At 58.4% G+C, this 24,942-nt stretch carries 30 protein-coding genes; 14 read left to right on the top strand and 16 right to left on the bottom strand.

What is annotated here, in order from left to right:
- Nucleotides 1-3 precede the first annotated feature (3 nt).
- The 6 genes from lptB (at nucleotide 4) to npr (ending at nucleotide 4,196) form a co-directional block, all read left to right on the top strand.
- Nucleotides 4-729, top strand: coding sequence for an LPS export ABC transporter ATP-binding protein (gene lptB / locus AB5Y83_RS06380; RefSeq protein WP_005336333.1), 726 nt, complete (start codon nucleotides 4-6; stop codon nucleotides 727-729).
- Nucleotides 730-794: 65 nt separating this feature from the next.
- Entirely contained in the window at nucleotides 795-2,234 is a 1,440-nt protein-coding gene (locus tag AB5Y83_RS06375; RefSeq protein WP_368174861.1) for an RNA polymerase factor sigma-54, read from the top strand.
- Nucleotides 2,235-2,254: 20 nt separating this feature from the next.
- Complete coding sequence (gene hpf, locus AB5Y83_RS06370) at nucleotides 2,255-2,542, top strand: ribosome hibernation promoting factor (protein WP_005336323.1); 288 nt, start codon at nucleotides 2,255-2,257, stop codon at nucleotides 2,540-2,542.
- Between the two features lie 2 nt (nucleotides 2,543-2,544).
- Nucleotides 2,545-2,991 (top strand): PTS IIA-like nitrogen regulatory protein PtsN, encoded by a 447-nt coding sequence (ptsN, locus tag AB5Y83_RS06365; protein ID WP_005336322.1) that lies wholly within the window; start codon nucleotides 2,545-2,547, stop codon nucleotides 2,989-2,991.
- 45 nt (nucleotides 2,992-3,036) lie between these two features.
- Complete coding sequence (gene rapZ, locus AB5Y83_RS06360) at nucleotides 3,037-3,903, top strand: RNase adapter RapZ (protein WP_368174860.1); 867 nt, start codon at nucleotides 3,037-3,039, stop codon at nucleotides 3,901-3,903.
- A 20-nt stretch (nucleotides 3,904-3,923) separates the two neighbouring features.
- Nucleotides 3,924-4,196, top strand: a complete 273-nt coding sequence (gene npr / locus AB5Y83_RS06355) for a PTS phosphocarrier protein NPr (RefSeq protein WP_005336318.1) — start codon at nucleotides 3,924-3,926, stop codon at nucleotides 4,194-4,196.
- A gap of 17 nt (nucleotides 4,197-4,213) precedes the next feature.
- Here npr and AB5Y83_RS06350 read toward each other — a convergent pair whose 3' ends face one another.
- The 12 genes from AB5Y83_RS06350 to AB5Y83_RS06295 form a co-directional block, all read right to left on the bottom strand.
- Nucleotides 4,214-6,118, bottom strand: coding sequence for a transcription antiterminator (locus tag AB5Y83_RS06350; RefSeq protein ID WP_064335269.1), 1,905 nt, complete (start codon nucleotides 6,116-6,118; stop codon nucleotides 4,214-4,216).
- 106 nt (nucleotides 6,119-6,224) lie between these two features.
- Nucleotides 6,225-6,965 carry a KDGP aldolase family protein gene (locus AB5Y83_RS06345; protein ID WP_368174859.1) on the bottom strand — a complete coding sequence of 247 codons (741 nt, stop codon included), beginning with the start codon at nucleotides 6,963-6,965 and terminating at the stop codon, nucleotides 6,225-6,227.
- Nucleotides 6,965-8,080 carry a DgaE family pyridoxal phosphate-dependent ammonia lyase gene (locus tag AB5Y83_RS06340; RefSeq protein WP_368174858.1) on the bottom strand — a complete coding sequence of 372 codons (1,116 nt, stop codon included), beginning with the start codon at nucleotides 8,078-8,080 and terminating at the stop codon, nucleotides 6,965-6,967. The genes AB5Y83_RS06345 and AB5Y83_RS06340 overlap by 1 nt, the downstream gene beginning before the upstream one ends.
- Complete coding sequence (locus tag AB5Y83_RS06335; protein ID WP_368174857.1) at nucleotides 8,064-9,203, bottom strand: amidohydrolase/deacetylase family metallohydrolase; 1,140 nt, start codon at nucleotides 9,201-9,203, stop codon at nucleotides 8,064-8,066. Before AB5Y83_RS06335 ends, AB5Y83_RS06340 begins: the two co-directional genes overlap by 17 nt.
- 42 nt (nucleotides 9,204-9,245) lie before the next feature.
- Nucleotides 9,246-9,896, bottom strand: coding sequence for a DUF4310 family protein (locus AB5Y83_RS06330; protein WP_005355144.1), 651 nt, complete (start codon nucleotides 9,894-9,896; stop codon nucleotides 9,246-9,248).
- Between the two features lie 11 nt (nucleotides 9,897-9,907).
- A complete protein-coding gene (locus AB5Y83_RS06325) occupies nucleotides 9,908-10,684 on the bottom strand; it encodes a DUF4311 domain-containing protein (protein WP_005341754.1) in 777 nt (258 codons plus the stop codon).
- A 39-nt stretch (nucleotides 10,685-10,723) separates the two neighbouring features.
- Nucleotides 10,724-11,020 (bottom strand): DUF4312 family protein, encoded by a 297-nt coding sequence (locus AB5Y83_RS06320; RefSeq protein WP_019444839.1) that lies wholly within the window; start codon nucleotides 11,018-11,020, stop codon nucleotides 10,724-10,726.
- Nucleotides 11,020-11,385 (bottom strand): SFCGS family glycine-rich protein, encoded by a 366-nt coding sequence (locus AB5Y83_RS06315; protein WP_005355141.1) that lies wholly within the window; start codon nucleotides 11,383-11,385, stop codon nucleotides 11,020-11,022. Before AB5Y83_RS06315 ends, AB5Y83_RS06320 begins: the two co-directional genes overlap by 1 nt.
- Nucleotides 11,386-11,402: 17 nt before the next feature.
- A complete protein-coding gene (locus AB5Y83_RS06310; protein ID WP_005355140.1) occupies nucleotides 11,403-11,762 on the bottom strand; it encodes a transcriptional regulator in 360 nt (119 codons plus the stop codon).
- A gap of 314 nt (nucleotides 11,763-12,076) precedes the next feature.
- Entirely contained in the window at nucleotides 12,077-13,201 is a 1,125-nt protein-coding gene (gene degS / locus AB5Y83_RS06305) for an outer membrane-stress sensor serine endopeptidase DegS (RefSeq protein WP_005336297.1), read from the bottom strand.
- 109 nt (nucleotides 13,202-13,310) lie between these two features.
- A complete protein-coding gene (locus tag AB5Y83_RS06300; protein ID WP_005336295.1) occupies nucleotides 13,311-14,672 on the bottom strand; it encodes a Do family serine endopeptidase in 1,362 nt (453 codons plus the stop codon).
- Nucleotides 14,673-14,753: 81 nt separating this feature from the next.
- A complete protein-coding gene (locus AB5Y83_RS06295) occupies nucleotides 14,754-15,134 on the bottom strand; it encodes a YhcB family protein (RefSeq protein ID WP_181269566.1) in 381 nt (126 codons plus the stop codon).
- A 140-nt stretch (nucleotides 15,135-15,274) separates the two neighbouring features.
- On the opposite strand from AB5Y83_RS06295, the gene zapE reads away from it, so the two are divergent.
- The 8 genes from zapE (at nucleotide 15,275) to AB5Y83_RS06255 (ending at nucleotide 21,451) form a co-directional block, all read left to right on the top strand.
- On the top strand, nucleotides 15,275-16,369 hold the full coding sequence (zapE, locus tag AB5Y83_RS06290) for a cell division protein ZapE (protein ID WP_019444836.1): 1,095 nt from the start codon (nucleotides 15,275-15,277) through the stop codon (nucleotides 16,367-16,369).
- Nucleotides 16,370-16,635: 266 nt separating this feature from the next.
- Nucleotides 16,636-17,064 (top strand): 50S ribosomal protein L13, encoded by a 429-nt coding sequence (gene rplM, locus AB5Y83_RS06285; RefSeq protein ID WP_005336289.1) that lies wholly within the window; start codon nucleotides 16,636-16,638, stop codon nucleotides 17,062-17,064.
- 15 nt (nucleotides 17,065-17,079) lie between these two features.
- Nucleotides 17,080-17,472 carry a 30S ribosomal protein S9 gene (rpsI, locus tag AB5Y83_RS06280; RefSeq protein ID WP_005336286.1) on the top strand — a complete coding sequence of 131 codons (393 nt, stop codon included), beginning with the start codon at nucleotides 17,080-17,082 and terminating at the stop codon, nucleotides 17,470-17,472.
- Nucleotides 17,473-17,767: 295 nt separating this feature from the next.
- Complete coding sequence (gene petA / locus AB5Y83_RS06275; RefSeq protein ID WP_368174856.1) at nucleotides 17,768-18,361, top strand: ubiquinol-cytochrome c reductase iron-sulfur subunit; 594 nt, start codon at nucleotides 17,768-17,770, stop codon at nucleotides 18,359-18,361.
- Between the two features lie 2 nt (nucleotides 18,362-18,363).
- Nucleotides 18,364-19,581, top strand: coding sequence for a cytochrome bc complex cytochrome b subunit (locus AB5Y83_RS06270; protein WP_164535923.1), 1,218 nt, complete (start codon nucleotides 18,364-18,366; stop codon nucleotides 19,579-19,581).
- Nucleotides 19,578-20,312 carry a cytochrome c1 gene (locus tag AB5Y83_RS06265; RefSeq protein WP_040068844.1) on the top strand — a complete coding sequence of 245 codons (735 nt, stop codon included), beginning with the start codon at nucleotides 19,578-19,580 and terminating at the stop codon, nucleotides 20,310-20,312. Before AB5Y83_RS06270 ends, AB5Y83_RS06265 begins: the two co-directional genes overlap by 4 nt.
- 87 nt (nucleotides 20,313-20,399) lie before the next feature.
- Complete coding sequence (gene sspA / locus AB5Y83_RS06260) at nucleotides 20,400-21,029, top strand: stringent starvation protein SspA (protein WP_005336279.1); 630 nt, start codon at nucleotides 20,400-20,402, stop codon at nucleotides 21,027-21,029.
- The gene (locus AB5Y83_RS06255; RefSeq protein ID WP_005336278.1) at nucleotides 21,026-21,451 is read left to right on the top strand and encodes a ClpXP protease specificity-enhancing factor; all 426 of its coding nucleotides are present in this window, start codon (nucleotides 21,026-21,028) and stop codon (nucleotides 21,449-21,451) included. The genes sspA and AB5Y83_RS06255 overlap by 4 nt, the downstream gene beginning before the upstream one ends.
- A 43-nt stretch (nucleotides 21,452-21,494) precedes the next feature.
- Here the strand turns inward: AB5Y83_RS06255 and dolP are convergent, their stop codons facing one another.
- The 4 genes from dolP to AB5Y83_RS06235 are packed head-to-tail and all read right to left on the bottom strand — an operon-like array spanning nucleotide 21,495 to nucleotide 24,778.
- On the bottom strand, nucleotides 21,495-22,073 hold the full coding sequence (gene dolP / locus AB5Y83_RS06250) for a division/outer membrane stress-associated lipid-binding lipoprotein (RefSeq protein ID WP_005336277.1): 579 nt from the start codon (nucleotides 22,071-22,073) through the stop codon (nucleotides 21,495-21,497).
- 4 nt (nucleotides 22,074-22,077) lie between these two features.
- Entirely contained in the window at nucleotides 22,078-22,668 is a 591-nt protein-coding gene (locus tag AB5Y83_RS06245; RefSeq protein WP_118854505.1) for an SIS domain-containing protein, read from the bottom strand.
- 9 nt (nucleotides 22,669-22,677) lie between these two features.
- Entirely contained in the window at nucleotides 22,678-23,070 is a 393-nt protein-coding gene (locus tag AB5Y83_RS06240; protein ID WP_118854506.1) for a YraN family protein, read from the bottom strand.
- Nucleotides 22,991-24,778 carry a penicillin-binding protein activator gene (locus tag AB5Y83_RS06235; RefSeq protein ID WP_234829624.1) on the bottom strand — a complete coding sequence of 596 codons (1,788 nt, stop codon included), beginning with the start codon at nucleotides 24,776-24,778 and terminating at the stop codon, nucleotides 22,991-22,993. The genes AB5Y83_RS06240 and AB5Y83_RS06235 overlap by 80 nt, the downstream gene beginning before the upstream one ends.
- Between the last annotated feature and the right edge of the window lie 164 nt (nucleotides 24,779-24,942).

Raw genomic sequence — 24,942 nt, 5'->3', positions numbered from 1 at the left:
GCCATGGCAGTGTTAAAAGCAGTGGGCCTGCAGAAGAGCTACAAGCGCCGCATGGTGGTGAGTGACGTCAGCCTTGAAGTGGGCACTGGCCAGATTGTCGGCCTGCTCGGCCCCAACGGGGCGGGCAAGACCACTTCCTTCTACATGATCGTGGGGCTGGTGCAGCGCGATGCCGGTCTCATCACCATCGACGATCAGGACATCAGCCTGCAGCCCATGCATGTGCGGGCGCGCAACGGCATCGGTTACCTGCCGCAGGAGGCCTCCATCTTCCGTCGCCTGTCGGTATTCGACAACCTGATGGGAGTGATGCAGACCCGCAAAGGGTTGAGTCGCGAGGAGCGTGAGGACAAAGTTCAGCAACTGCTGGAAGAGTTCAATATCACCCACATTCGCGACAACCTGGGTCAGAGCCTCTCCGGCGGTGAGCGCCGTCGGGTCGAGATCGCCCGTGCGCTGGCGGCCGAGCCGCGTTTTATTCTGCTGGATGAACCCTTTGCAGGGGTTGACCCGATTTCTGTGATAGACATCAAGAAGATCATTCAGCATCTGAAAGATAGAGGCCTTGGCGTCTTGATTACCGACCACAACGTCAGAGAGACTCTGGACGTATGTGAGAAGGCCTATATCGTCAGCCACGGCAAGATGATTGCCGAAGGTGCACCGGCTGACATCCTTGCCGATGAGCAGGTCAAGCGCGTCTATTTGGGCGATCAATTCAGTCTATAGTAAGGGGGCATGCCTTCATTTCCTTTGACGAGTGCCTCGCTGAACATAAGGATATCCCGACGTAGATGAAGCCGACATTACAGTTGCGTCTCGGTCAGTCCCTGACCATGACGCCGCAATTACAACAAGCGATTCGTCTGCTCCAGCTCTCCACTCTGGAACTTCAGCAGGAAATTCAGCAAGCGCTCGAAAACAACCCTCTGCTGGAGCAGGAAGAGAGCGAGGCGCAAGAGACCAGTCCGGAAGCGCCGGTCGATGCCAGCCAGCTGGATTCCAGCGATGCCATGGCTCAGGAGCAGATGCCGGACGAGTTACCGGTGGATACCACCTGGGACGAGGTTTACTCTGCCGGCACCGCCCAGAGCGCGGGCCCCATCCATGATGGGGAAGATAGCGTCTATCAGGGGGAAACCACCGAAAACCTGCAGGATTATCTGCTGTGGCAGATGCGGCTCACACCGTTCAGCGATGTGGATGCCGCCATCGCGCTCGCCATCATCGATGCCATCGACGAATCCGGTTATCTGACCGTTGAGCTGGAGGATATCCAGGCTGCCGTCACCAGTGATGACGTAGAGGTGGAGCTCGATGAGGTCGAAGCGGTACTCAAGCGGGTGCAGCACTTCGATCCGGTCGGCATTGCTGCCCGTTCTGTGCAGGAGTGTTTGCTCATTCAGCTGGATCAGTATGACCCGCAGACCCCCTGGCTCAACGAGGCCAAGGAGGTGATCCTCGAGCACATGGAGCTGCTCGGCAACCGGGATTACCGCACCCTCGCCCGCAAGACAAAACTCAAAGAGAGCGACCTCAAGGAGGTGCTGGATCTGATCCAGCTACTGGAGCCGCGTCCCGGCAACGGCATCATCCAGAGCGACTCCCAGTACGTGATCCCCGACGTCTCCGTGGTCAAGAAGGGCAGCAAGTGGGTGGTCGAGCTCAATCCCGACTCTGCCCCCCGCATTCGGGTCAACGAGACCTATGCCGCCATGGCCCGCAACGCCCGAAGCAGCACCGACACCCAGTTTATCCGCTCCCATTTGCAGGAAGCCAAGTGGTTCATCAAGAGCCTGGAAAGTCGCAATGACACCCTGCTGAAAGTGGCCAGTTGCATTGTCGAGCAGCAACAGGCCTTTTTCGAGTATGGTGAAGAGGCGATGAAGCCGATGGTGCTCAATGATATCGCCGAAGCGGTGGAGATGCATGAGTCGACCATCTCCCGGGTGACGACCCAGAAGTACATGCATACCCCCCGTGGTATCTTCGAATTGAAGTTTTTTTTCTCCAGCCATGTGAACACCGAAGGAGGAGGAGAGTGCTCATCGACCGCAATTCGCGCGCTCATCAAGAAGCTGGTCACGGCAGAGAATCCTGCCAAGCCGTTAAGTGATAGCAAGATCGCGGATTTGCTGGCCGAACAGGGTATTATGGTGGCGAGACGCACGATCGCTAAGTATCGCGAATCCTTGTTTATCCCACCTTCCAATCAGCGCAAACGCCTGGTTTAGGCAAACAAAAGGATGATGTTATGCAAATTAACCTGACCGGACACCATGTCGAGATCACCGAAGCTCTGCGTGATTATGTGAATAACAAATTTGCCAAACTCGAGCGTCACTTCGACCACATCAACAATGTTCATGTGGTGCTTAGCGTGGAAAAACTGAACCAGATAGCGGAAGCCAAATTGCACGTCAGCGGTGGCGAAGTGTTTGCCAACTCTGAACATGCCGATATGTATGCTGCGATAGACACCTTGCTCGACAAGCTGGACAGGCAGATCATCAAGCACAAAGATAAGTTAAATAAAAAATAACCATGCAACTTGAACACATACTGAGTCGGGACTGCACCAAGAGTGCAGTCCCTTGTACCAGCAAGAAACGCGCCCTCGAAATCATCAGCGAGCTGGCCGCCGAACGCCTTGGCACCTCCCGTCAGGCGCTGTTTGAATGCTTGCTGGCCCGCGAAAAAATGGGTAGTACCGGGATCGGTGCCGGTATTGCGATCCCCCACGGTCGCATTGACGATGAGTTCCCGCCAACCGCGATCCTGATGACCTTTGCCGACCCTATTCCTTTCGACTCCATCGACAATCAACCGGTTGACCTGCTGTTTGCCTTGCTGGTGCCGGAAAGCGAGTGCAAGCAGCATCTCAAGACCCTTTCTCTGATGGCTTCCAAGCTGGGTGACAAGGCGGTTTGCCGCCAGTTGCGTCAGGCAACCAGCGACGAAGAGCTCTATCAGATCATGACCTCGGCCTGACAGCAGGCCAAGGATGAAACACCCGTTTTGGCGTGAGGGAACAAGATGCAGTTAATCGTGGTAAGTGGACGTTCGGGCTCCGGTAAAACGGTAGCCCTGCGAGTGCTGGAAGATCTGGGTTACTACTGTGTGGACAACCTGCCGGTCAATCTGCTGCCCCAGCTGATCGTCTCGGTCGAGAGCCAGTATGACAAGCTGGCGGTCAGCATCGATGTGCGCAACCTGCCGAGCGATCCGGAGAAACTGGAAAATCTGCTGGCACAGGTGCGCAATGAGGGGCGGGTAGAGTTCTCCAGCTTTTTCTTCGACGCCGACAACGGCACCCTGCTCAAGCGCTATGGCGAGAGCCGCCGTTTGCACCCCCTCTCGCGCAACAAGCTGTCGCTGGATGAGGCGATTCGGGAGGAGACCCACCTGCTGGCGCCACTCTCCTCGACTGCTGACCTGCGTATCGACACCACCACCCTCAGCATTCACGACCTGAGCGAGCTCATCAAGACCCGGGTACTCGGCAAGAAAGAGAATGAGTTGGTGCTGGTGTTCGAGTCGTTCGGCTTCAAGTACGGCATTCCCAAGGATGCCGACTTCGTGTTCGATGCCCGCTTCCTGCCTAACCCGCACTGGATCACCGAGCTCAAGCCGTTCACCGGCAAGGATGAGCCGGTTGCCAACTACCTCTCGGCGCAGGCCGATGTGATGCTGTTTACCCAGCAGATCGAAAACATGCTGGTGACATGGTTGCCCCATCTGGAGCGTAACAATCGCAGCTACCTCACTGTCGGCATCGGTTGCACCGGCGGTCAGCACCGCTCGGTCTTTATTGCAGAACGGCTGGCCAGTGCATTTCGTTTGCTCGGCAAGAACGTGCAGATCCGCCACCGCACTCTCGACAAGAGTGCTCCCCAATCCTGACGGACCAATAGGACGACCCGATGACTGTTTCCGCCTCGGTTGAAGTGAAAAACAAGCTGGGTATTCATGCCAGACCAGCCATGATGCTGTTCGAGCTGGTGCAGGGTTTCGATGCCCACGTGCTACTGCGCAATGAAGATGGTGTGGAGGCCGATGCTGACAGCATCATCGGCCTGCTGATGCTGGATTCCGCGCAAGGGCGGCAGGTGGAAGTGCAGGTTGAGGGGCCCGAAGAGGTCGAGGCCCTGGCCGCCGTGGTGGAGCTGTTCACCTCCGGCTTCAATGAGGAGTAGTCACTCCTCGTTTTATGTTATGAACCGGTACGCGCCAGCGCTTTGAAGCTGGCAAAATCCCGACAAGCCAGCAGATTCCTGCTGGCTTTTTCGTTCATCAGTGCCAGAAACAGGTCGTAGAGACCCATCGCCTCCTCGTAGTCGGCCTTGCTGATGGCCAGCACGAAGATGAGCGTCGCGATTTCTCCGTTGCCCCAGTCGATCCCCTGCGGGGCCAGTACGGTGTAAACCAGAGTGCGGCGCGCCAGCAGACCGAGGGAGTGGGGCAGGGCGATCCCTTCTCCCAGCATGGTGGAGACGATCCGCTCCCGCTCCTGCAGTGAGGCTCTGAAGCCGCTCTCCACCAGGTCTTCAGCCTCCAGCTGATCACAGATACGGGCAAACAGTTCGGCCTGGGTGAGGGGCTCTTTGACCACCATGAAGTGGTCGGCATCGAAATATTTGTCGAGCATGTAGGGGCGGGTGCGGTCGATCAGCACCAGCTTGCCAAGCTGCTCCAGCTGATATTGGGTCGGGAAGGGGGCAACGAGTACCACGGGGGCGTTTTTTTCGTTCACCTTGACGGTACTGATGACAAAGTCCTGCGCGATTTGCGCCAGCCCTTCGTAATCCCGCACCGACTCCAGCGTGGTCAGCTGCAACTGGGGATACTCCCGCTTGATGCGCGCCTCCAGCACCCGGAAGGTGGCGTTACCCGCATCGCACAGCAGCAATGCCTGCGGGCGTCTGGTATAGCCGATGTCGTAATGGCGCTCCAGCCCGACCCCGATGTGGATCACCAGATAACCGATCTCGTGGTGGGTCAGTCGGTAGGGGGTCTGCTTGATCCACTCCGAAATGGCCGCCAACGTGATGTCATAGGCGAGCGGGTAGTACTGCTTGATGTGATCGGCCAGCGGGTTGTGGTTGCCAATCTGGTATTTGACCCGCAGCAGCATGGCGCTGATATGGGTTTGCAGGTCGGCCCGCAGCTGTTGGTCGCCTCGCAGGTCGTAAGGGTAGTGTTGATGAATGTAGGTCAGCAGATGCTCCACCAGCTGTTCGCTCTCGGCGGCCATTGCCGGGCTGAGCTGGGGAGTATCGGCAATCAGGCGCGCCTGGATCTGGATGGCGAGACCGGCGATCTCGTCCTCTACGGGGGGCGTCAAGGTTGGCAATACCGCATATATATCGCGAGATACTGCCAGCAGCGGCAGAGTCAGATCCTCGCTGGCGAAGTGGCGCAACTCGTGACCGGATGCCTGACGCAGCAGGGCAACGGCGCAGTAGATGGTGAGCTGCTGCAGGCTCTCGTCAGCGAGACGCAGCTGATGTCGGGCAAGCTGGGCATGGATGTGATTGCCCACTACCTCCATCGTCTTGCTGGGGCAGAGGTTGGGTAGCAGGGTTTGCAACTGGTTGTTGTGCAGCAACTCCTGATAGAGCAGCTGGGTCAGGCAGGCCCGGATCGCCGTCTCCTCACCCTGAATGCGCATCCCCAGGCGGGGTTTGCTCTCAACGCTGAGCCTGAAGTGGCTGAGTTGCTCACGGACTTCCGCCATATCCCCCTGCAGTGCCGCCCGGCTCAGATACCAGGTATCAGCCAGCTCATCGAGCTTGATCCCCTGCTCTGCCGTCAATAGCAGGATCTGCAGGTGCAGCACCCGCTCGCGGCTGGTGCGTGGCAGGCCGCTATCCTGACCCTGTGCCGCCAGCAGAGCCTCGAACAGTCCCTGATTGTAGATTTTCAGCTGGTAGCCGCTGCCACGTTGGTGGATCAGGTGAGCGCCGTGCGTGGCAATCAGTTCGTTGAGGGTCGCCACATCGGTGCGCACCGTGCGGGTGGAGACATTGAGGCGGCGAGCCAGCTCCTCCTGTGGCAGTGGTTCGGCATGGAGCTGGATCAGCAGTTGATGGAGCCTGGGGTGTGGCAGCTTGATCATAGGGGGTATGCAAGACTCCTGTTGCGAGATAAAGGGTCGATGTTAACAAGTGGGTCATCAACAAGCCAGGCACCGGTCAGTGATTGAACCGGTGCCGTGACTGCCATCAGGCCAACAGTCGTTTCACTATGGCCAGCAGAGCGCGCACATCCTCGGGGCGAGTGTGCCCGCTCGCGCTGTCGATGATGGAGCTGTAGACGTGAGGGATCATCTTCTCGACTCCGGCATCCAGCGCAATCCGCACTATCTCCTCGAAGTTCTCCAGATCGATGCCGCCGGTGGGCTCTAGCCAGAAGCCGTGGCGGGCACAAGCCTCGGCTACTGCCTGATACTCGTCGCGGCAGGCCAGCCCGCCCATGGGGAAGAACTTGACCGAGCTGCCGCCCATGTCCTTGAGCAAGGCAATGGCGGTATCGATGGGCACTATGCCATCCGGCTGCCCGGCGCTGAGTGGACCGGTGGAGATCTTTACCATGCCCGGCATGCCGGTAGGGGAGATCAGCCCATTCACCAGCGTTTGTGATTGGCCGAGCAGCGCCCGGCTGGCGCCGACACCGGTGAACACCTGATTGACGTGCTGGGGCTGCAGCTGGCAGGCCAGCTCGGCCACCATGGCGGATTGGCGTGGATCGCCAGCGCCCAGTCCGATGGAGAGGGCGTTGTCGATAAGCTTGGCGTACTCCTTCATATCGGCAACTGCGGAGGGAATATCCGGGTAGTTTTTGGAGAGCACACCGACCAGCACGTGGCCTTCGGCTGCGTCGTATACCTCGACGGCATTCTCCTTGGAACCTGCCAGCACGTTGAGACAGACCCGATCACGGTAGTAGTTGGGGGTAAGGGACATCAGCGATTCTCCTGAACGAGGTTGGCAATGGCGGAGTGGATTTGGTCGAGCTGGGGCACGGTGACGCTGCGCACATCGATCTCGATGTGCTCCTCGTTGGCCTTGTAGCCGCGGCAGTAGATGGCAGGCGTGCCCTGTTGCAGACGGGTGACGACCTGCACTGTGGTCATGCCGAGCTGCTGGTGGTCGAAGGCGATATCGGTGCGGGCGATGTCGCGCCCTGCGCTGTCCCACACCACCTTGGCGGTGACGCCGGGCAGCAGGTTGAGGCGCTCGATGAAGGGGCTCATCTTGGCGACCATGGCGGCGCCGCTCTCTTTCTCTTTGGCCAGATAGCGCTCGATAGCGTGGGTCAGGCCGAGGATCCCCTCCTTGCCCACCTTCATGGCGCGACCGATGCCATTGGCTTGCTGCTTGACCCACTCCACGTACTGACGCTTGCCAACTACCAGCCCGCTGGTGGGGCCTTCAATGGCCTTGGCGCCGCTGTAGATGACCAGATCCGCTCCCTGGTTGTAGTAGAGGCGCAGATCCTCTTCGGCAGCCGCATCGACGATGAGCGGGAGCCCGTGGGTCTTGGCGACCTCGGCGGCCTCTGCCACCGACAGAATGCTCTTCTGCACGCAGTGGTGGGACTTGATATAGAGGATCGCAGCGGTGTTGGCATTGATGGCGGCTGCCAGCTGGGAAGGGGAGCACTCGTTGGCGTAACCGGCTTCCACTACTTTGCCGCCACCCAGATTGACCATGGTACCGACCGGGGCGCCGAAGTTGACGTTATGCCCCTTGGGCAGCACGATTTCACTCGGCACCTCATGGGGATGGGCATGCAGGTGCTCGAGGCGGTAGGGATCGCCGCGCACTATCATGGCGGCGACTGACTGGGCGATGCCGGCACTGGCACAGGAGACCACCACCGCATCTTCCACATCCAGTAAACCAGCCAGATAGGCGCCGGTCTTGTTGACCAGATCCTTGACCTCGAAGTAGTGGCCCAGGCCAAAATTGACCGCATCGACCACCTCCTGCTCGGGGGTGGAGACGCCGAGAATGGTCATGCGCCCGGAGGCGTTGATCACAGGTTTGAGCTGATATTTCTCATAAACAGAAGGCATGGTGTGATTTCCCATAGTGAGTCAGAACCAGTTCGCCACCGACCAGGGCGGCGAGAGGCTGCAGTTGTTGGTCACCGCTGCGGGACTGGGCTTCGGTATCCATAAACAGGGTCGGGCCGCTGGTGACCTCGAACAGGGTCAGATCGGCATCGGCGCCCACCTCGAGCCGCCCCTTGCCGGAAAGGCGCAGGGCATCGGCGGCCTGATGGGTGACGCAGGCGATCACCTGCTCCAGCGTCATGCCGATGGCGAGAAACTTCGACATCACGTGGGCCAGACTGTAGACCGGCCCCTTGATGCGGTTCTTGCAGTAGATGTCGGAGCTGATGGTGCGGGGCAGGATCCCCTGCCGGATAGCCAGCTCCGCCACCTCGAAGCTGAAGCTGGCGCCGCCGTGGCCGATGTCGAGCAAAAGGCCCCGTTTCATCGCCTCGCGCACCGCGACCCGCAGCTCGCCAGCCGGAGTCAGGATGCGGTTCGGTTTGCCGTTGAAGCAGTGGGTCAGCAGATCGCCATCCCCCAGCAGGGCGACGATCTCGTCCAGATCCGGCGGTGTGTTACCCACGTGCACCATCAGCGGCAGCTGGTCGTGAGCCTGTTGCAGCGCCTTGGCCATGCGCAGCGGTTGCAGACCGTTCTCGCCTACCACGCTACCGCTCATCCGCGCCTTGATACCAACGATAAAGTCGGGGTGGCGGCGAATGGCTGCCGAGGCGAGATCCATATCGAGGTCCCGGCTATCCGCCAGCTCGTTCTGGCGCAGCAGACCGATGCGGGAGATGTTGAGCAGGGCATGCACCCGGGTCTTGCAGCCCGCAGCGATCTGCTGGAAGTCATCCACATCATCGGCTCCGGTGCTGCCGGCGTCGATGACGGTGGTGACGCCGGACTCTACGCCCACCTTGTCCGGCTCATCGTGATAGATGGGGGAGGCGGGGTAGCAGTGGGTGTGGCCATCGATCCAGCCAGCGCTCACATGCACCCTGCCGCCGAGATCCAGGGTCTGCTGCGCCGCTGCCATCTCCGGCAGGGAGCCGATGGCGGCGATTTTGCCCTCCCTGATGGCGATATCGACGAGCTGGCCATCTCCCTGGCGCCCCGCTTTGATGATGATGTCGTACATGCTGAGAACCTCTGGCGAGCCGCCCCGCAGGGCGGCTGGTACTTACACAAGGGCGACCGGGAAGAAGGTACCCAGCAGCATGGCTCCCAGAATGGCACCGCCGGTGATGGGCTTGCCCCACACGTAGAACAGCAGCGCACCCAGCAGGGAACCGATGCCGATGGGAATGGAGGCGCCCATGGCGGAGAGGATGATGAGGGGGCCGAGGAAGCGGCCAGAGCTGTTGCCAGCACCCATCATCACGTCAGCACCATAAGTGGAGTTGCTCTGGTTGATGGTGAACTTGCGCGCCAGAATGATGACGTAGCCGATGGCCAGACCAATCCCCATGCCTGTTGCCAGCGAGGCACCGAAGTTCTCCACCGGATAGACGATGCCGGCCCCCAACAGCAGGGCGGGAACGCCCAGTCCGACCCCGGTCTGGATGGCACCGCCGATATCCAGGATCCCCACCAGGGATCCCTCGATGATGCGGGCGAACAGGAAGCTGGCACCGAACGCGGCTACCGCGCCGTAGGCACCCGTGTCCATTCCGGCTTTCAGCATGGCGACGAAGGCTACCTCGTTGAAGGCACCGACCCCGTACAGATAGAACATGTGGGTACCGGCAAAGACCCCGGCCGAGAGCAGGCCGACGAAGATAGGGAATGACCAGTCGGCATACCAGAAGTTGTTTTTCAGTTTCTCATCCATGGTGTGACCCCTTATTTGCCGCTCAGCAGGTTATGGACGTTTTCCAGCCACAGGGGGACGCCCATATGGAAGGATTCAATCAGTTTCATGTCGAAGCCGCGGAAGAAGCCGCTCAGCACGAACAGCAGGACAATGGCTGCCATCATCACCTTGGTGACATGGTTCCAACCGCTCTCTTCCACACCCTTGCCGATCAGGATGCCGAGCACCAGACCCGGTACCGCGTTGCCCATGATGAGCTGGGCCAGACCGCCGAAGATGGTGGCCCAGAAACCGGATTTCTTGCCCGCCTCGATGGCAGCGAGCCAGAAGATCACCGGCATAACGGTGTTGACCAGCAGGTTGGCGGCCGGTACCAGCACCTTGACCGCAGTGACCTGCAGGGCGGCCGGGACGGCTGCGGCCGTGCTGTTGAGAAAGGCAACCACGATGGCACCTATGATGCCGCCGGCGATGGCCATCTTTTTCGGGTCGTGCAGGGTGGTGGCGAGATCCCGATTTTTGAACAGCAGTGCCGCCGTGGCCCAGTGCGGGATGATGCGGTGATCCACATCCTGGGTGAAGGCGCCTGCCGCCACGGTCGAGGCCCAGGCGTTGAAGAAGAAGCCCAGACCAAACGAGAAGTGGGAAGCGGGATCCCCTTCGCAGGAGTTAAGTTCGCCCAGGGTGCGGAAGGCACCCATGCCCTGTACGGTCGGGGCGTGGAACATCCGCGCCGCGCCGGCCCCCACCCCGACGCCAACCAGGCCGCCAATGATGAGTGACTTGATAAAAATGATTAGAAACATCCAACGTATCCTTCTTGTGGGGTTGTGCCTGCGCAGGCATCACACCTGGGTGAACGTCACCTTGGCGACATCCAGACTGGTGACCTGAACCTTGATCTCCAGCTGGACGCGGTATTCGCGGCGCTGGCGCGGCAGGAAGAAGAACAGGAACTTCTCCACCCGGACCGACTCCTCGGCTTTGAGCACCTGTACATCGACCGGCTCAATGCGCAGCAGTACCTGCTGGTTGTCCTTGAGCAGTGTGGGTTGCACCTGGCTGAGGGCGGAGGCAAACGCCTGCTGGCGTGTCGTCCCCTTGCCGTTGACGATGACCTGGGTGGTGAAGTTCTCTTTCATCAGGCGCGTCCGTGCTTCTTGGCGAAGGCTTCGACCAGCTTCTGGCCCAGCTCTTCCTTGTCCATGAAACCGAAGCCCAGCACCACGCACCCTTCGTTGATGGCGGTGACGCCCTCTTCAACAGAGCGCATGCCGTAGCGGCACTTGTAGCCGTATTTGGTCTGGGCGGTGATCGCCCCGGCGCCGCCGCTGCCGCAGAAGGAGATGCCGAGATCCGCCTGCTCCTTGTTCATCACGTCGCCGAGCTTCATGTCAGCGGCCATGCCTGGGATGATGGTCACGTTGGCCCCGGCAGCTTCCGCGCCTGCGCCCACTTTCTGACCCTTGCCGAGACGGTCTCCAATCACGAGTTTGATGGCTGTCATATCGATTTCTCCTTGAGTTACGGGTTCTGCACCGAGCTGAGTTCGTTTTCTTTGGCGACTTCAAAATGGACGGACAAGAGGTGTGCCTCCTCATAAGCAAGCTGATCCAGCCAGCTGACGACCTGTTCGGCGAGACGCAGTGAGAGGGGGGAGATCTCTTCAAACAGGCTGAGGTCAACCTCCGGCAGGGGCTCGCCGCTGTGGGAGCGCCACACCATGGCTTTGACATGGGAGGCCAGCATCTGCCGTTGCACCTCGTTGGGGATGATGCCCTGTTCGGCCAGCAGGGGATAAATGCGCGCGAGGATATGATCGGTCTGGCGCAGCAACTCCGGGCTGTTCGGGGTCAGGGTCTGGTCGTGAGTCTCTGTTTGCAATGTCTGCTCTCCAAGGCTGGCAGAAGGTATGGCGTTACCCTAAGCCTGCGCGTCGATGTGGAGGAGGCAGCGTTTTTCCGATTCGAAGCGGAAATTCCTGAGGAAATGGCCCCAAAGTGATCGTTTGGATACTGAAAAGACAAAAGGAGTGCTTATTGGGGCCTGTTTTGTGTGATCGGTAGCGCACAAATAGGGGGGCGGGGGCAGGGCAAGCGTTGCGGGAAACTGTGAGTCATCTCACGATAAGAGACGTAGCCGAGGGGACAGATATGGAAAAGGGCGGTTTCCCGCCCTTCTCATTAAAAGGAGTTACGCTAGCTGGCCGATGCTGCGCTCGAGCTGGCCGTTCTCTGCTGATAGCGCAGGTCTTCCTCTATGGTGACCACCACTTCCAGCGGCTTGCCGGAGCGGAATACCGAGATGGTCAGCTTGGTGCCGGGGCGGCTCTCGACAATCTTGTCCATGGCGCTGCGTACGCCACTGATGGCCTCTCCGTTGATCTTGAGCAGCACATCCCCTCGCTGCAGGCCGCCTTTGGCCGCCGGGCCGTTGGGATCCAGACTTTCCACCACCAGACCACGCAGGTCGCCGAGGTTCATCATCCGCGCGACTATGGGGTTGATCTCGACACTGGAGATCCCGAGGTAGCCGCGGATCACCCGGCCGTTGGCGATCAGCTCATCCATGATCCGTTTTGCCAGTCGGTAGGGGATGGCGAAGCTGATGCCGTAGCTCTCCTGATTGCCGTTGAGGTGATAGGTGGCGGTGTTGATACCCACCAGATCGCCACGGCCGTTGACCAGCGCGCCACCCGAGTTGCCCTCGTTGATGGCGGCATCGGTCTGCAGCAGATCCTGACGGCCATTGCTGTCGGGTCCCATGCTGGAGAGGCCGGTACGGCCGGTCGCACTGATGATGCCCTGAGTGATGGTCTGGCCGACGTTGTAGGGGTTGCCGATGGCGAGCACCACATCCCCCACTTCTGGTAGCCGCTCGGGATCCTGCGGGATCACCGGCAGGTTGTCTGACTCGATATAGAGCACGGCGAGGTCGGTGAGCTGATCGGTGCCGACCAGCTCGGCACTGAAGACCCGACCATCCTGCAACGCGACGATGATCTGGTCGGCATCGGCGATGACGTGGTAGTTGGTCAGTACATAGCCGCGCTGATTCATGATGACGCCAGAACCCAGCCCTTGCGGGCGCAGTTCCCCCTGATTGCCCTGATTGGGGGCAAAGCTGCGGGTGTAGATGTTGACGACGGCAGGGCCTGCCCGATGGGCGGCATAGGAGAAACTCAGTTCACGGGCATTGGTGATGATGCCGGGCAGTTGGGCACCACCGCGAAAATGGGGAAACAGCAGCAACAGCAGCGCTGCGACGGTCAATCCAAAACCGACAGACTTGCCCAAGTAACTGACTAAAGGGGGGATTTTCATGTCATTCTCATCCGTACAGGCTGCGCGCAGAGAATAACACTATCGATGGATAAAAATCACCCGCGGTGAAGGCCGCGGGTGATAGAGAGAGTAGCGAACAACTTGAGCGTTAGCGGATCACCAGATAGAGCGAGGAGTCGCCGCGCTGGATGTTGAGCGCCAGCACGTCAGGCTTGTTCTTGAGCGCCTTGGTCAGCTCGCCCAGGGTGTTGATGCGCAGGCGGTTGACCCCGATGATGATATCACCCTTCTGCAGGCCGGAAGCGGCTGCCGGAGAGCGCGGATCAATATCGGCCACCGCGACGCCGGAGACCGGGTCGGTAGTGGTGCTCAGCTTGGCCCCTTCCAGTGCCGGATGCAGCGCGCTGGCGCGTACTTCGCTGTCATCAGCCTGCTTCAGGGTCACCTTGGCCGTTTGTGACTTGCCATCGCGGATCAGTCCCAGCTCGACCTGCTTGCCAGCGCCCATGGTAGCGATCTTGGCACGCAGCTCGCCAAAGGAGCGAACCGGTTTGCCATCGATGCTGACGATGATATCGCCAGCCTTGATGCCCGCCTTGTCGGCCGCCGAATCAGGCATGACCTGATTGACGAAGGCACCATCCTTCTTGTTGTAGCCGAAGGTTTTAGCGATGTCGGAGGTGAGCTCGGTGCCGGTAATCCCCAGCTGGCCACGACGCACTTCACCGTACTTGACGATCTGCTCGGTCAGATCCCGCACCATGTTGGAGGGGATGGCAAAGCCGATGCCAATGTTGCCGCCGTTCGGGCCCAGAATCGCGGTGTTGATACCGATCAGCTCGCCACGCAGGTTGAGCAGAGCGCCGCCGGAGTTACCGGAGTTGATGGCCGCATCGGTCTGGATGAAGTTCTCCAGATTCTCGATGTTGAGGCCGCTGCGACCCAGCGCACTGACAATACCGGAGGTGACGGTCTGACCCAGACCAAACGGGTTGCCGATGGCCAGCGCATAGTCACCCACCCGCAGCTCGTCGGAGTCGGCAAACTTGATCTGCACCAGATCCTCGGCCTTGATTTGCAGCAGGGCGATGTCGGACTGCTTGTCTTCACCGATCTTCTTGGCCGCGTACTCACGACCATCCTTCAGGTTGACCTTGATCTCGTCCGCCTCGTGAACCACATGGGCGTTGGTGATCACGTAACCCTTCTTGGCATCGACTATGACACCGGAGCCGAGCGCCTGGAACGGCTGCTCGCTCACCTGTTCATCGGGCATGTTGGGGCCGAAGAAGAACTTGAACTGTTCCGGCAGACGCTGACGGGTAATTTTTTTGCCAGAAACCGAGATATTGACCACCGCCGGGGTGACCTGTTCGAGAACAGGCGCCAGGCTTGGCATCTCCTGATTTGAACCTAACAGGGAAGGCAGTGCAGCCTGAGCAGGGGCCGCAGACATGGCGATACCGACACTGAGGGCTAGCACACTGAGCATGGAAAGAGGTTTACGCATATGAAAAACAGCTCCCAGAAAAAGTTGCATTGCAATCGTCAAGGTCAGACCACGGGACTGGCCAATTAGTTCCGCGAGGAACTAGTTTGGTTGCTTGAGCAGTCCGGAAGAGGCGCCAGCATAGTCGCGAGGCGGAACGCCCGGTTCTTCTGCCACATTGGCAGGGGCTTCTTCTACCAATGACTCGCGGAACAGCGGTTCCTGCGCCTTGGCCAGGAATTTGCTCTGCTCGGCCATGTGGCGATAGAGGGTCTGATACTGCTCGGCCAGTTGCTCCATCAGGGCAGCGCTGTCGGCGAAGTGGGTGTTGATCTGGCCCTGATAACTCTCGAGCTCCTTGTGGGCCTTCTTCAGTTCCTGTTCCAGACGGCCAGCATCGCGGCTACGCACCGAAAAACGGCCGAGAACGATACCGATAATCAAGGCCGTGACAGCCAGCAGGATCCCAGTTAACAGACTCATAGATGCTCCTTGTTACAGCTAAAACAGAGTGGGTTTATGCGGTCGTCATAACCGCCATGCCTTGATGGCACTATACCGTGCGTCCTGAGGCCGTGATACCATTTTGTCCTCGATTCAGGTACTTGGAGAGGCGCTCAAGGATGACACCGCAGCAAAAATACCAGCAGGATCTGCTGCGCCCCGGCTTTGTGGCCGACCCCGCGCAGGGGATGGCCATTAGCAGGCTGGAGCGACTGTATCAGGATTTGCTACGGCGCCCGACTCCGACCAGATCTCGAGGGCTGCTGGGTTGGCTGCAAAAGCCCAAGCCGCCGGAGCCCGTCCTCGGTATCTATATGTGGGGCGGAGTGGGCCGAGGCAAGACCTGGCTGATGGATACTTTTTTCGACAGCCTGCCTGGGACGCGCAAGATGCGCAGCCATTTCCACCGTTTCATGCACCGCATTCACGATGAACTGCAGGAGCTGAGCGGGCAGTCCGATCCCCTCAAGCTGGTGGCCAGCAAGCTTGCCAGTGAAACAGACATCATCTGTTTCGACGAATTTTTTGTCTCCGACATCACCGATGCCATGTTGTTGGGCACGCTGTTTCAGGAGCTGTTTGGTCACGGTGTTGTGCTGGTCGCCACTTCAAATATTCCGCCGCAGGATCTTTATCGCAACGGGCTGCAGCGAGCCCGTTTTCTGCCAGCTATCGAGCTTATCGAGCGTCATTGCGAGGTACTTAACGTGGATGGCGGTATCGACTATCGCCTGCGTACGCTGGAACAAGCGGAGATTTATCACTGCCCGCTGGACTTGCAGGCAAAAGCCAATCTTGACCACTATTTTCAGCAATTAACCGGTGGGCACACGGCTTGCGAGGGGACGTTCGAGGTCAATCATCGTCAGCTGGCGTCGCTCGGGATGGGGGAAGGGGTGCTCTACATGGAATTTGAGCAACTTTGCTGTACTCCCCGCTCCCAGAACGACTATATCGAGCTGGCCAGGCTGTTCCATACTGTTCTGTTGGCCAATGTGCAACCAATGGGCACAGGCACGGATGACGCGGCTCGCCGCTTCATTGCCATGGTCGATGAGTTTTACGAACGGCACGTCAAACTCATCATGTCGGCAGCGGTTCCCATGACAGAACTCTACGGCGAAGGGCTGCTGAATTTCGAATTCAAACGCTGTCTTTCGCGGCTTCAGGAAATGCAATCGCACGAATACCTTGCCAGAGTGCACCTTCCTTAGTCACAATACCGCGCCTGCCAGTCGGATGGGCATCTGCGGCAGGTAGGGCCGGGCGACATTTGCTGGTTTCATGGCAGTGAAATTAGCAGGTGATATTTAAGGCAACTTCACTTATAATCGCTCGGCCCACGTTACAGCTGTCGATAAGACAGCAACACTTTAAGCTTTACTTGTATTCGAAGGGGTACAGGTAGGCCATCGTTTGTTGTTTGTGGGAGAGCCCCCATAAGCAATTGGGTCTGTAACAGGTAATTGGGTTTAACTTAATGAAAACTTTCGTTGCCAAGCCAGAAACCGTAAAACGTGACTGGTACATTGTGGACGCAGAAGGTAAAACTCTGGGTCGTATCGCAACCGAGATCGCTGCTCGTCTGCGTGGTAAGCACAAAGCTGAGTACACTCCGCACGTTGACACCGGTGATTACATCATCGTTGTAAACGCTGAGAAGGTACACGTAACCGGTAAGAAATTTACCGACAAAATGTACCACGCTCACTCCGGTTTCCCGGGTGGTATCAAGTCAATCAGCTTCGACAAGCTGATTCAGCGTAAACCGGAAATGGTAATCGAAGCAGCCGTCAAAGGCATGCTGCCGAAAGGTCCTCTGGGCCGTGCCATGTTCCGTAAACTGAAAGTTTACGCAGGCGCCGAGCATGCTCATGCTGCTCAGCAACCTCAAGTACTGGATATCTAATCGGGAACTGGCAACATGGCAGAAAATCAATACTACGGTACCGGCCGTCGCAAAAGCTCCACTGCTCGCGTATTTATCAAAGCGGGTAGCGGCAAGATCGTAATCAACCAGCGCTCCCTGGAGCAGTACTTCGGCCGTCCGACTGCCCGCATGGTAGTTCGTCAGCCGCTGGAACTGGTTGAGATGACCGAGAAACTGGACCTGTACATCACCGTTAACGGTGGTGGCATCTCTGGTCAAGCTGGTGCGATCCGCCACGGTATCACTCGTGCTCTGATGCAGTACGACGAAACCCTGCGTTCCGAACTGCGTAAAGCTGGCTTTGTTACTCGTGATGCCCGTAAGGTTGAGCGTAAGAAAGTTGGTCTGCACAAAGCTCGTAAGCGTCCGCAGTACTCCAAGCGTTAATTCGCTTTTGGTACTCACTCTTTCGAGTGTCAAAAAAGCCTGGCGGTTGCCAGGCTTTTTTTATTGGTAATATTACCGACATCAATGCTAACCACGCGTCACAAAAGACAAAAAATTGTTTCTTTATTGTTTTCATTGCTCACCGCTCTTTCTTGTCAAGTTGTTATCTTTTCTTTAAAATTTCCCCTGTTTTCTGTGGCAATTGTAAATCCAGCTTCCGCCGCTGTTGTCACGGGAAAAATGGGGAACAGGGACACTATAAGAATGTGCGGAGTCCACATGGGAGAGTTTTTGGATGAGCAATGCGCCAGTTGATACCGGTCGCCGCAGATTTCTTACCTGGTCAACGGTTGCCGTTGGTGGGGTAGGAGCTGCGTTTACCGCAGTGCCGTTTATAAAGTCATGGAATCCGAGCGCCAAGGCCAAAGCAGCCGGTGCGCCGGTTGAAGTCGATATCAGCAAGTTGGAACCGGGTCAGCTCATCCGTGTCGAGTGGCGAGGCAAGCCTGTCTGGGTGGTGAAACGCACCAAACAGACGCTGGATGCCTTGGCCGCGCATGATGACAAGCTGCGGGATCCCTCATCTGAAGAGCCGCAGCAGCCTGACTATGCCCATAACGGGTACAGATCGATCAAGCCCGAAATTTTTGTCGCGGTCGGTATTTGCACCCACTTGGGGTGTTCACCTTCCTATCTGCCTGACAGCTTTGGCGAGCAGGTGCAGGGCGTTACGTCCGGCTTCTTCTGCCCGTGCCATGGCTCCAAGTTCGACATGGCCGGCCGTGTGTTCCAGGGGGTGCCTGCACCGCTGAACTTGGTCATTCCGCCCTATCAATTCATTAATAATGACACCACCATCCTGGTCGGTGCCGATGGCAAGGAGGCCTGACCATGTTGAGTAAACTGATGGGCTGGATCGATTATCGATTCCCGCTCACGGCCATGTACAACGACCACATGGCCAAGTATCCGGCACCGAAGAACCTGAACTTCTGGTACTTCTTCGGCTCGCTGGCCATGCTGGTGCTGGTTAACCAGATCATCACCGGTATCTGGTTGACCATGAACTACAACCCCTCTGCGGAAGGTGCGTTTGCCTCCGTGGAGTACATCATGCGCGATGTGGAGTACGGCTGGCTGCTGCGTTACATGCACTCAACCGGTGCGTCTGCATTCTTCATCGTGGTCTACATGCACATGTTCCGCGGCATGATCTATGGCTCTTATCAGAAGCCTCGTGAACTGTTGTGGATCTTCGGCATGCTGATCTTCCTGGTGCTGATGGCAGAGGCCTTTATGGGCTACTTGCTGCCCTGGGGCCAGATGTCATTCTGGGGGGCTCAGGTCATCATCTCGCTGTTTGGCGCCATTCCGGTCATCGGTGACGATCTGACCCTGTGGATCCGCGGTGACTACGTGATCTCCGGTGCGACCCTGAACCGCTTCTTCGCGCTGCACGTCATCGCGTTGCCGCTGGTGCTGGTGATGCTGGTTGCCATGCACATTCTGGCGTTGCACGAAGTGGGCTCCAACAACCCGGATGGTATCGACATCAAGAAGCACAAGGACGAAAACGGCTGGCCGCTGGATGCGGTGGCGTTCCACCCTTATTTCACCGTCAAGGACATGATCGGTGTGGCGGGCTTCCTGTTCTTCTTCTGCGCCATCATTTTCTTCAAGCCGGATATGTGGGGTTACTTCCTCGAGAAGCCGAACTTTGAAGTGGCCAACGGCCTGAAGACTCCTGCTCACATCGCGCCTGTGTGGTACTTCACTCCCTTCTACGCGATTTTGCGTGCCGTACCCGACAAGCTTCTGGGCGTCATCATGATGGGCCTCTCTATTGTGGTGTTGTTCCTGCTGCCTTGGCTGGATCGCTGCAAGGTGCGTTCTGTTCGCTATCGCAGCAAGCTGCACAAGCTTAACATCGCCCAGTTCGTGGTCTGCTTTATCATCCTGGGGGTGCTGGGTGTACTGCCGTCGACGCCGACCCTGACGCTGGCTGCCCAGATTTGTACCTTGGGTTATTTCGGTTTCTTCGTGCTGTTGTTCTTCTACAGCAAAAACGAACGCACCAAGCCGCTGCCGGAGAGGGTTACATTTAAATGAAAAAAATAATATTTGCAGTGCTGACCCTGCTGCCATCACTGGTGTTTGCCAATGCTGGGGCCGTGCATCTGGACAAAGCCAATTATGATCTGAGCGACAAGGCATCCCTGCAACGTGGAGCTGCCACCTTCATGAACTATTGTGCAGGCTGCCACTCTACCCAGTATCAACGCTACAACCGGGTTGCTGCCGATCTGGAGATCCCCGAGGAGCTGATGAAGGAGAACCTCATCTTCACCGGCGCCAAAGTGGGTGATCTGATGAAGAGCGCCATGTCCGAGAAGGATGCCGCCAAGTGGTTTGGTGCTCCCCCTCCGGATCTGACTCTGGTTGCCCGGGTACGTGGTGCGGACTGGATTTACACCTATCTGCGTTCTTTTTACGTGGATCCGACTCGTCCGTTTGGGGTGAATAATGTGGTGTTCCCGTCTGTGGGTATGCCTCATGTGTTGGAACCGTTGCAGGGAACCCCCCGTGCCGAGTTCGTCACTCACACGGTCGATGGAGTGGAAACCCAGCAGGTTGTCAGCATCAAATCTGACGGTAATGGTGAAATGGATGACGAAGAGTATGATCAGACGGTACTGGATCTGGTAAACTTCTTGGTCTACTCGGCTGAACCGGTACAACAGGAGCGTGAACGCATGGGCTTCTGGGTGCTTGGTTTCATCGTGATCTTCTTCATCTTCACTGTGCTGTTGAAGAAGGAATTCTGGCGCGACGTTCACTAAGCGACCAGATACGGGTAATATAATGCACGGCAATGAAGACCAAGATGCTTCATTGCCGTTTCTGCTTTTTAATGACGGGAGGGTTCAATGGCTGTAGCTGCCAATAAGCGTTCGGTAATGACGCTGTTTTCCGGTGCCAACGATATGTTCAGCCATCAGGTGCGTATTGTCCTGGCGGAGAAGGGTGTTAGCGTGGATATCTGCCAGGTTGATCCAGCCAATCTGCCGGATGAGCTGGCCGAGCTGAACCCGTACAACTCTGTACCGACCCTGGTTGATCGTGAGCTGGCACTCTACACCTCGCGCATCATCATGGAGTATCTGGACGAGCGCTTCCCGCATCCGCCCTTGATGCCTGTTTACCCGGTTGCCCGTGGTAACAGCCGTCTGATGATGCACCGCATCGAGCTGGACTGGTACTCCCTGGCCGACAAGATCATGGCCGGTACCGATGCTGAAGCAGCACGCAACGAACTGCGTGACAACCTGCTGGCCATCGCGCCGATCTTCGGTGAAATGCCCTATTTCATGAGCGAAGAGTTCGGTCTGGTGGATTGCTACATGGCACCGCTGCTGTGGCGTCTGCCGAGTCTTGGTATCGACCTGACCGGTCGTGGTGCCAAAGAGCTGAAGGCCTACATGGTTCGTCTGTTCGAGCGTGAGTCCTTCCAGGCTTCCCTGACCGAAGCCGAACGCGAGATCCGTGCTGGCGTATGAGCATGGAACCGACAATGACACCGAGCCGCCCGTACTTGTTACGGGCGTTCTTTGACTGGTTGCTGGACAACGATCTGACCCCTCATCTGGTGGTCAACGTCAACATTCCCCATGTGATGGTGCCGATGCAGTTTGCTCAGGACGGGCAAATTGTGCTGAATATCGCGCCCCGAGCCGTGATGCAATTTCACATGGATAACGAGGCTATCAGCTTCAGTGCTCGCTTTGGCGGGGTCTCCCAGCAGGTTTACATCCCGATGGCAGCCGTACTGGCTATCCATGCCCGGGAGAACGGCGTGGGCACCATGTTCCCGCCTGAGCCGGGTTACGATATCTGGCTGGAGCAGGCTGAAGCGCCGGTGGAGCCTGAGCCGGAACCGCCGCGTCCAAGCGGTCGTCCGACCCTGAAGGTGATCAAATAAAAAACGCAGCCGATTGGCTGCGTTTTTTTATGTGCGGTCGGGCTTAGTTCTGGGCGAATTCGAAGGCCTTGATCACGCGCTTCACGCCGGTGACATGGCGGGCGATGTTGACTGCCTGCTCTCCCTCCTGGCGAGTCACCAGACCAATCAGGAACACCTCGCCGTTCTCGGTGACCACCTTGACCTTGGTGCTGTCGAAGTTCTTGGTGCCGAACATGTCGGCTTTCACCTTGGAGGTGATCCAGGAGTCATTGCTGCGGGTGGTGAAACTGGCAGGTTGGCCGATGCGCAATTCGTTGTAGACGTGGCGGACCCCTTCGATGCGACTGACAATTTTGCCCGCCTCAATCTTGTAAACGTCAGAAGGTGTCTGGCCGACCAGCAGGACGCGGCCATTGTTGCTGTAGACGCTGATCTTGCTGGCTGCGCTGAGGGGTTTGTTGTCGGCCAGCAGATTGGCCGCTTTCAGCTCGATGGTCTGGTCATCCCACTGCGCGCCCAGGGTTCGGCGATCGCCAGAGGCCTTGGCAGTCCCTGCGGCGCCGCCAACAACCAGGGCTGCGCAGCCTTGCAGCAGCAGGGTGCTAACCAGCAGACCGAGCAGGATAGTGTGCTTTTTCATGGTTTCAATCTTCCTGTTGCGGGAAAAGTGTCTGGTCGATGAGATCACACAGGCAGTGCAGGGTCAACAGGTTCACTTCCAGAATGCGAGGGCGACGGGCGGAGGGAACACGGATCTCCACATCGTTTGGGCCGAGCAGACCTGCCATTTCGCCACCGTCACCCCCGCTCAGCACCACTATGGTCATGTCGCGGGAGAGGGCAGCCTCGGCGGCCTTGATCAGGCTGCGGCTGTGGCCGGAGGTGGTGATGACCACCAGAATGTCGCCAGGCTGGCCCAGCGCGCGGATCTGCTTGGAGTAGACCTCTTCAAAACCGTGGTCGGTGGCGATGGCGCTGATGGTTGCCATGTCCGGGGTCAGGGCCATGCCGGGCAGGGAGGGGCGCTGGGTCTCGTAGCAGTTGACCAGCTCGGAGATAAACAGTTGCGCCAGTGCGGCAGAAGGACCGTTACCGCATGCCAGCACCTTGTGGCCATTGAGCAGGCAGATGGTGATCATCTGGGCTGCAGTATGGATGGCATCCGGCAACGCCTCGGCGGCGGCTATCTTGGTCTGGATGCTTTCGGTGTAGTTCTCTTTGATGCGGTCAGTCATAGGGTCCTCTTAAAATGCGTTCTGGATCCAGGCTGGTTGGTCGCCCTCGAACGCAATCACATCGAATCGGCAGGCCTGATTGGCCTCGTTGATGGCATGTTGCTTCAAATAGTGGCGCGCTGCCAGCATGATCTTGTGCTGTTTGCTGCGGGTGACCGAGCTGGCGGCCCCGCCATGGCTGCCGGTGGCCCGGTAGCGCACCTCAACAAACACCAGGGTCTGGCCCTGGTGCATGATGAGATCAATTTCACCGCCACGACAGCGGTAGTTGCGAGCTACCGGTTGCAGGCCCCGAGCCTGCAACCAGCGTTCAGCGACTTGTTCAAAGTGCTGTCCCTTGCTCGTTGGTGAGGGGAACAGGTTCGGCAACTGCTGGCGTATCCGTTTCCATAGTTCCTTCATTGGAGGGCTCCTCCAGTTGCTGAACGGCGTTCTCGTCGACCAGTTTGCCGTTCTGGTAAGTACCCCAGCTCAGCATCCGCACGATATTGCCCTGGGCATCCACGCTCAGCTGACCGCTCATGCCGGCCTGCTGCATGCCACCCACCTTGCGCATCTGCTGCAGGTTCTCAGCCAGGCTGACGGCATCGTAGCCCATGGCAAACAGACGCAACAGGTCACCCTGAGTCTGCGGCCAGAGCAGGGCGATTTGCTCGCGCTGTTTCTCGTAGCCACCCAGCAGCAGCGGCATATCGGCGATATGCATGCCGTTGAGCTCGGAGGCGACCTCGGTTGCGGCGCTGTCGTAGCCACGGGAGCTGGTGTAGATGGGCAGGCTGCCCATCGGATTGACCGAGATATCAACGTAGGGCTTGATCATCCGGGTTTCCAGGCTGTTGGCCACCACATAAACGGCATCGATGCTGCGCGGTGCGGCATCAGAGAGTTGCACCACTTCACCAGCTCGGGCGGTAGAACGGCCGCTCAGGGCATTCTTGACCATCCCCTGCACTTCGTTGCGGGCACCGAAGGTGGCAACGACCGGCTTATCCTGGCTCAGGGTGGCCCAGCTCTGCTCGAACGCTTTGATACTGCTGTAACCGATCCGCCCCTGAGCGGCAATCAGCAGCGGTTTGCGGTAGCCCTGGGTGTAGAGGTACTGGGCTGCCTGCGCGGCATCTGCGGCGGCAGAGAGGGAGAAGTAGTAGGTGGTGTCGTTGACGACCGGCTTGTCCAGCTCGTTGAGCGCCAGTACCGGCACGGTCGGATTGGCCTTGAGCAGCTCCTCGACCCGGTCTTTCAGCAGCGGGCCGATGATCATGTCCGCCCCTTCCTGAATCGCCTGCTTGTAAAGCTCGCCGGTCGACTTGCTCTGGGTGTCGTAGAAGTTCAGAGTGAATTGCCCCTGATTTTCCTTATAAGACATCAGCATACCGTTACGGATGGCGGCACCCTGCGGCTCCAGATTGCCGGAGAGGGGCAGCAGCACAGCGATCTGTTGCACCGAGGTGCTGGCAGTGGCCGCCAGATCGCCCAATCCTGCCGGCATATCCTTCTGGGCTGGATGGTTGGGGAAGTCGCGCTTCCAGCCTGCCAGCTGGCGGGCCAGCAAGTTCGGCTGGGCGCCAAACTCGTTGACCAGTGCCGCCAGTCGTAGCCAGCCGGTGGTCACATCAGGGGCCGGAGCCTCTTCCAGCGCTTGCAGGGTGGAGGGGGTCATGCTTTTGAGTAACGACCAGATCTGCTGATGGTTGGTCGCCTGCTCGCTCTGATTGAGGTAGGGCTCCAGTGCAATCAACGACTTGGCTGCGCCAAACTTGTTGTTGATGTCGAGCTGCAGCACTACGCGCTGGCGATACCAATCCTTCTGGGTATCGGCATCCAGCGCCACCTCGGGTTTGCCTTCCAGCAGGATCAGCGCCTGATTGGCGTGGCCTTGCGCCAGCAACAGATGGGCTTGCAGCAGTTGCAACTGCGCCTTCTGAACGGGATCCTTGGCCTGCTTCTGCAATTGCTGGAACAGTGCCGAGGCCGGTTTGGCCTGGCCCAGCGCCAGATAGCTGCGTGCCGCCAGCATCTGCCAAGTAAAGGCTTCGGCTGGCTTGGCCGGGTCCACCTGCTCAAGATACCACTGGGCATTCTTGGTCAGATTGGAGAACGCTGAGGGCATGCCTGACTGCCCTGACGGTTGATTGGGCTCCGACGCACAGGCGGCGAGCAGTACTGCCGCGAGTATGATGCCGAAGAGTCGTGATACACTTAGCTGCTTTGTAACCCGGTTCAAGTTCATTCCCCGACCAGTGTTGAAGTTCCCCATAGTGTAAACGGGCCAAT

It is taken from the genome of Aeromonas sp. R5-4 (assembly GCF_040908215.1).
Classification (GTDB): Bacteria; Pseudomonadota; Gammaproteobacteria; order Enterobacterales; family Aeromonadaceae; genus Aeromonas; species Aeromonas veronii.
Note: the sequence above shows the minus strand (reverse complement) of the source record. Positions and strands in the feature narration are given on the sequence as shown.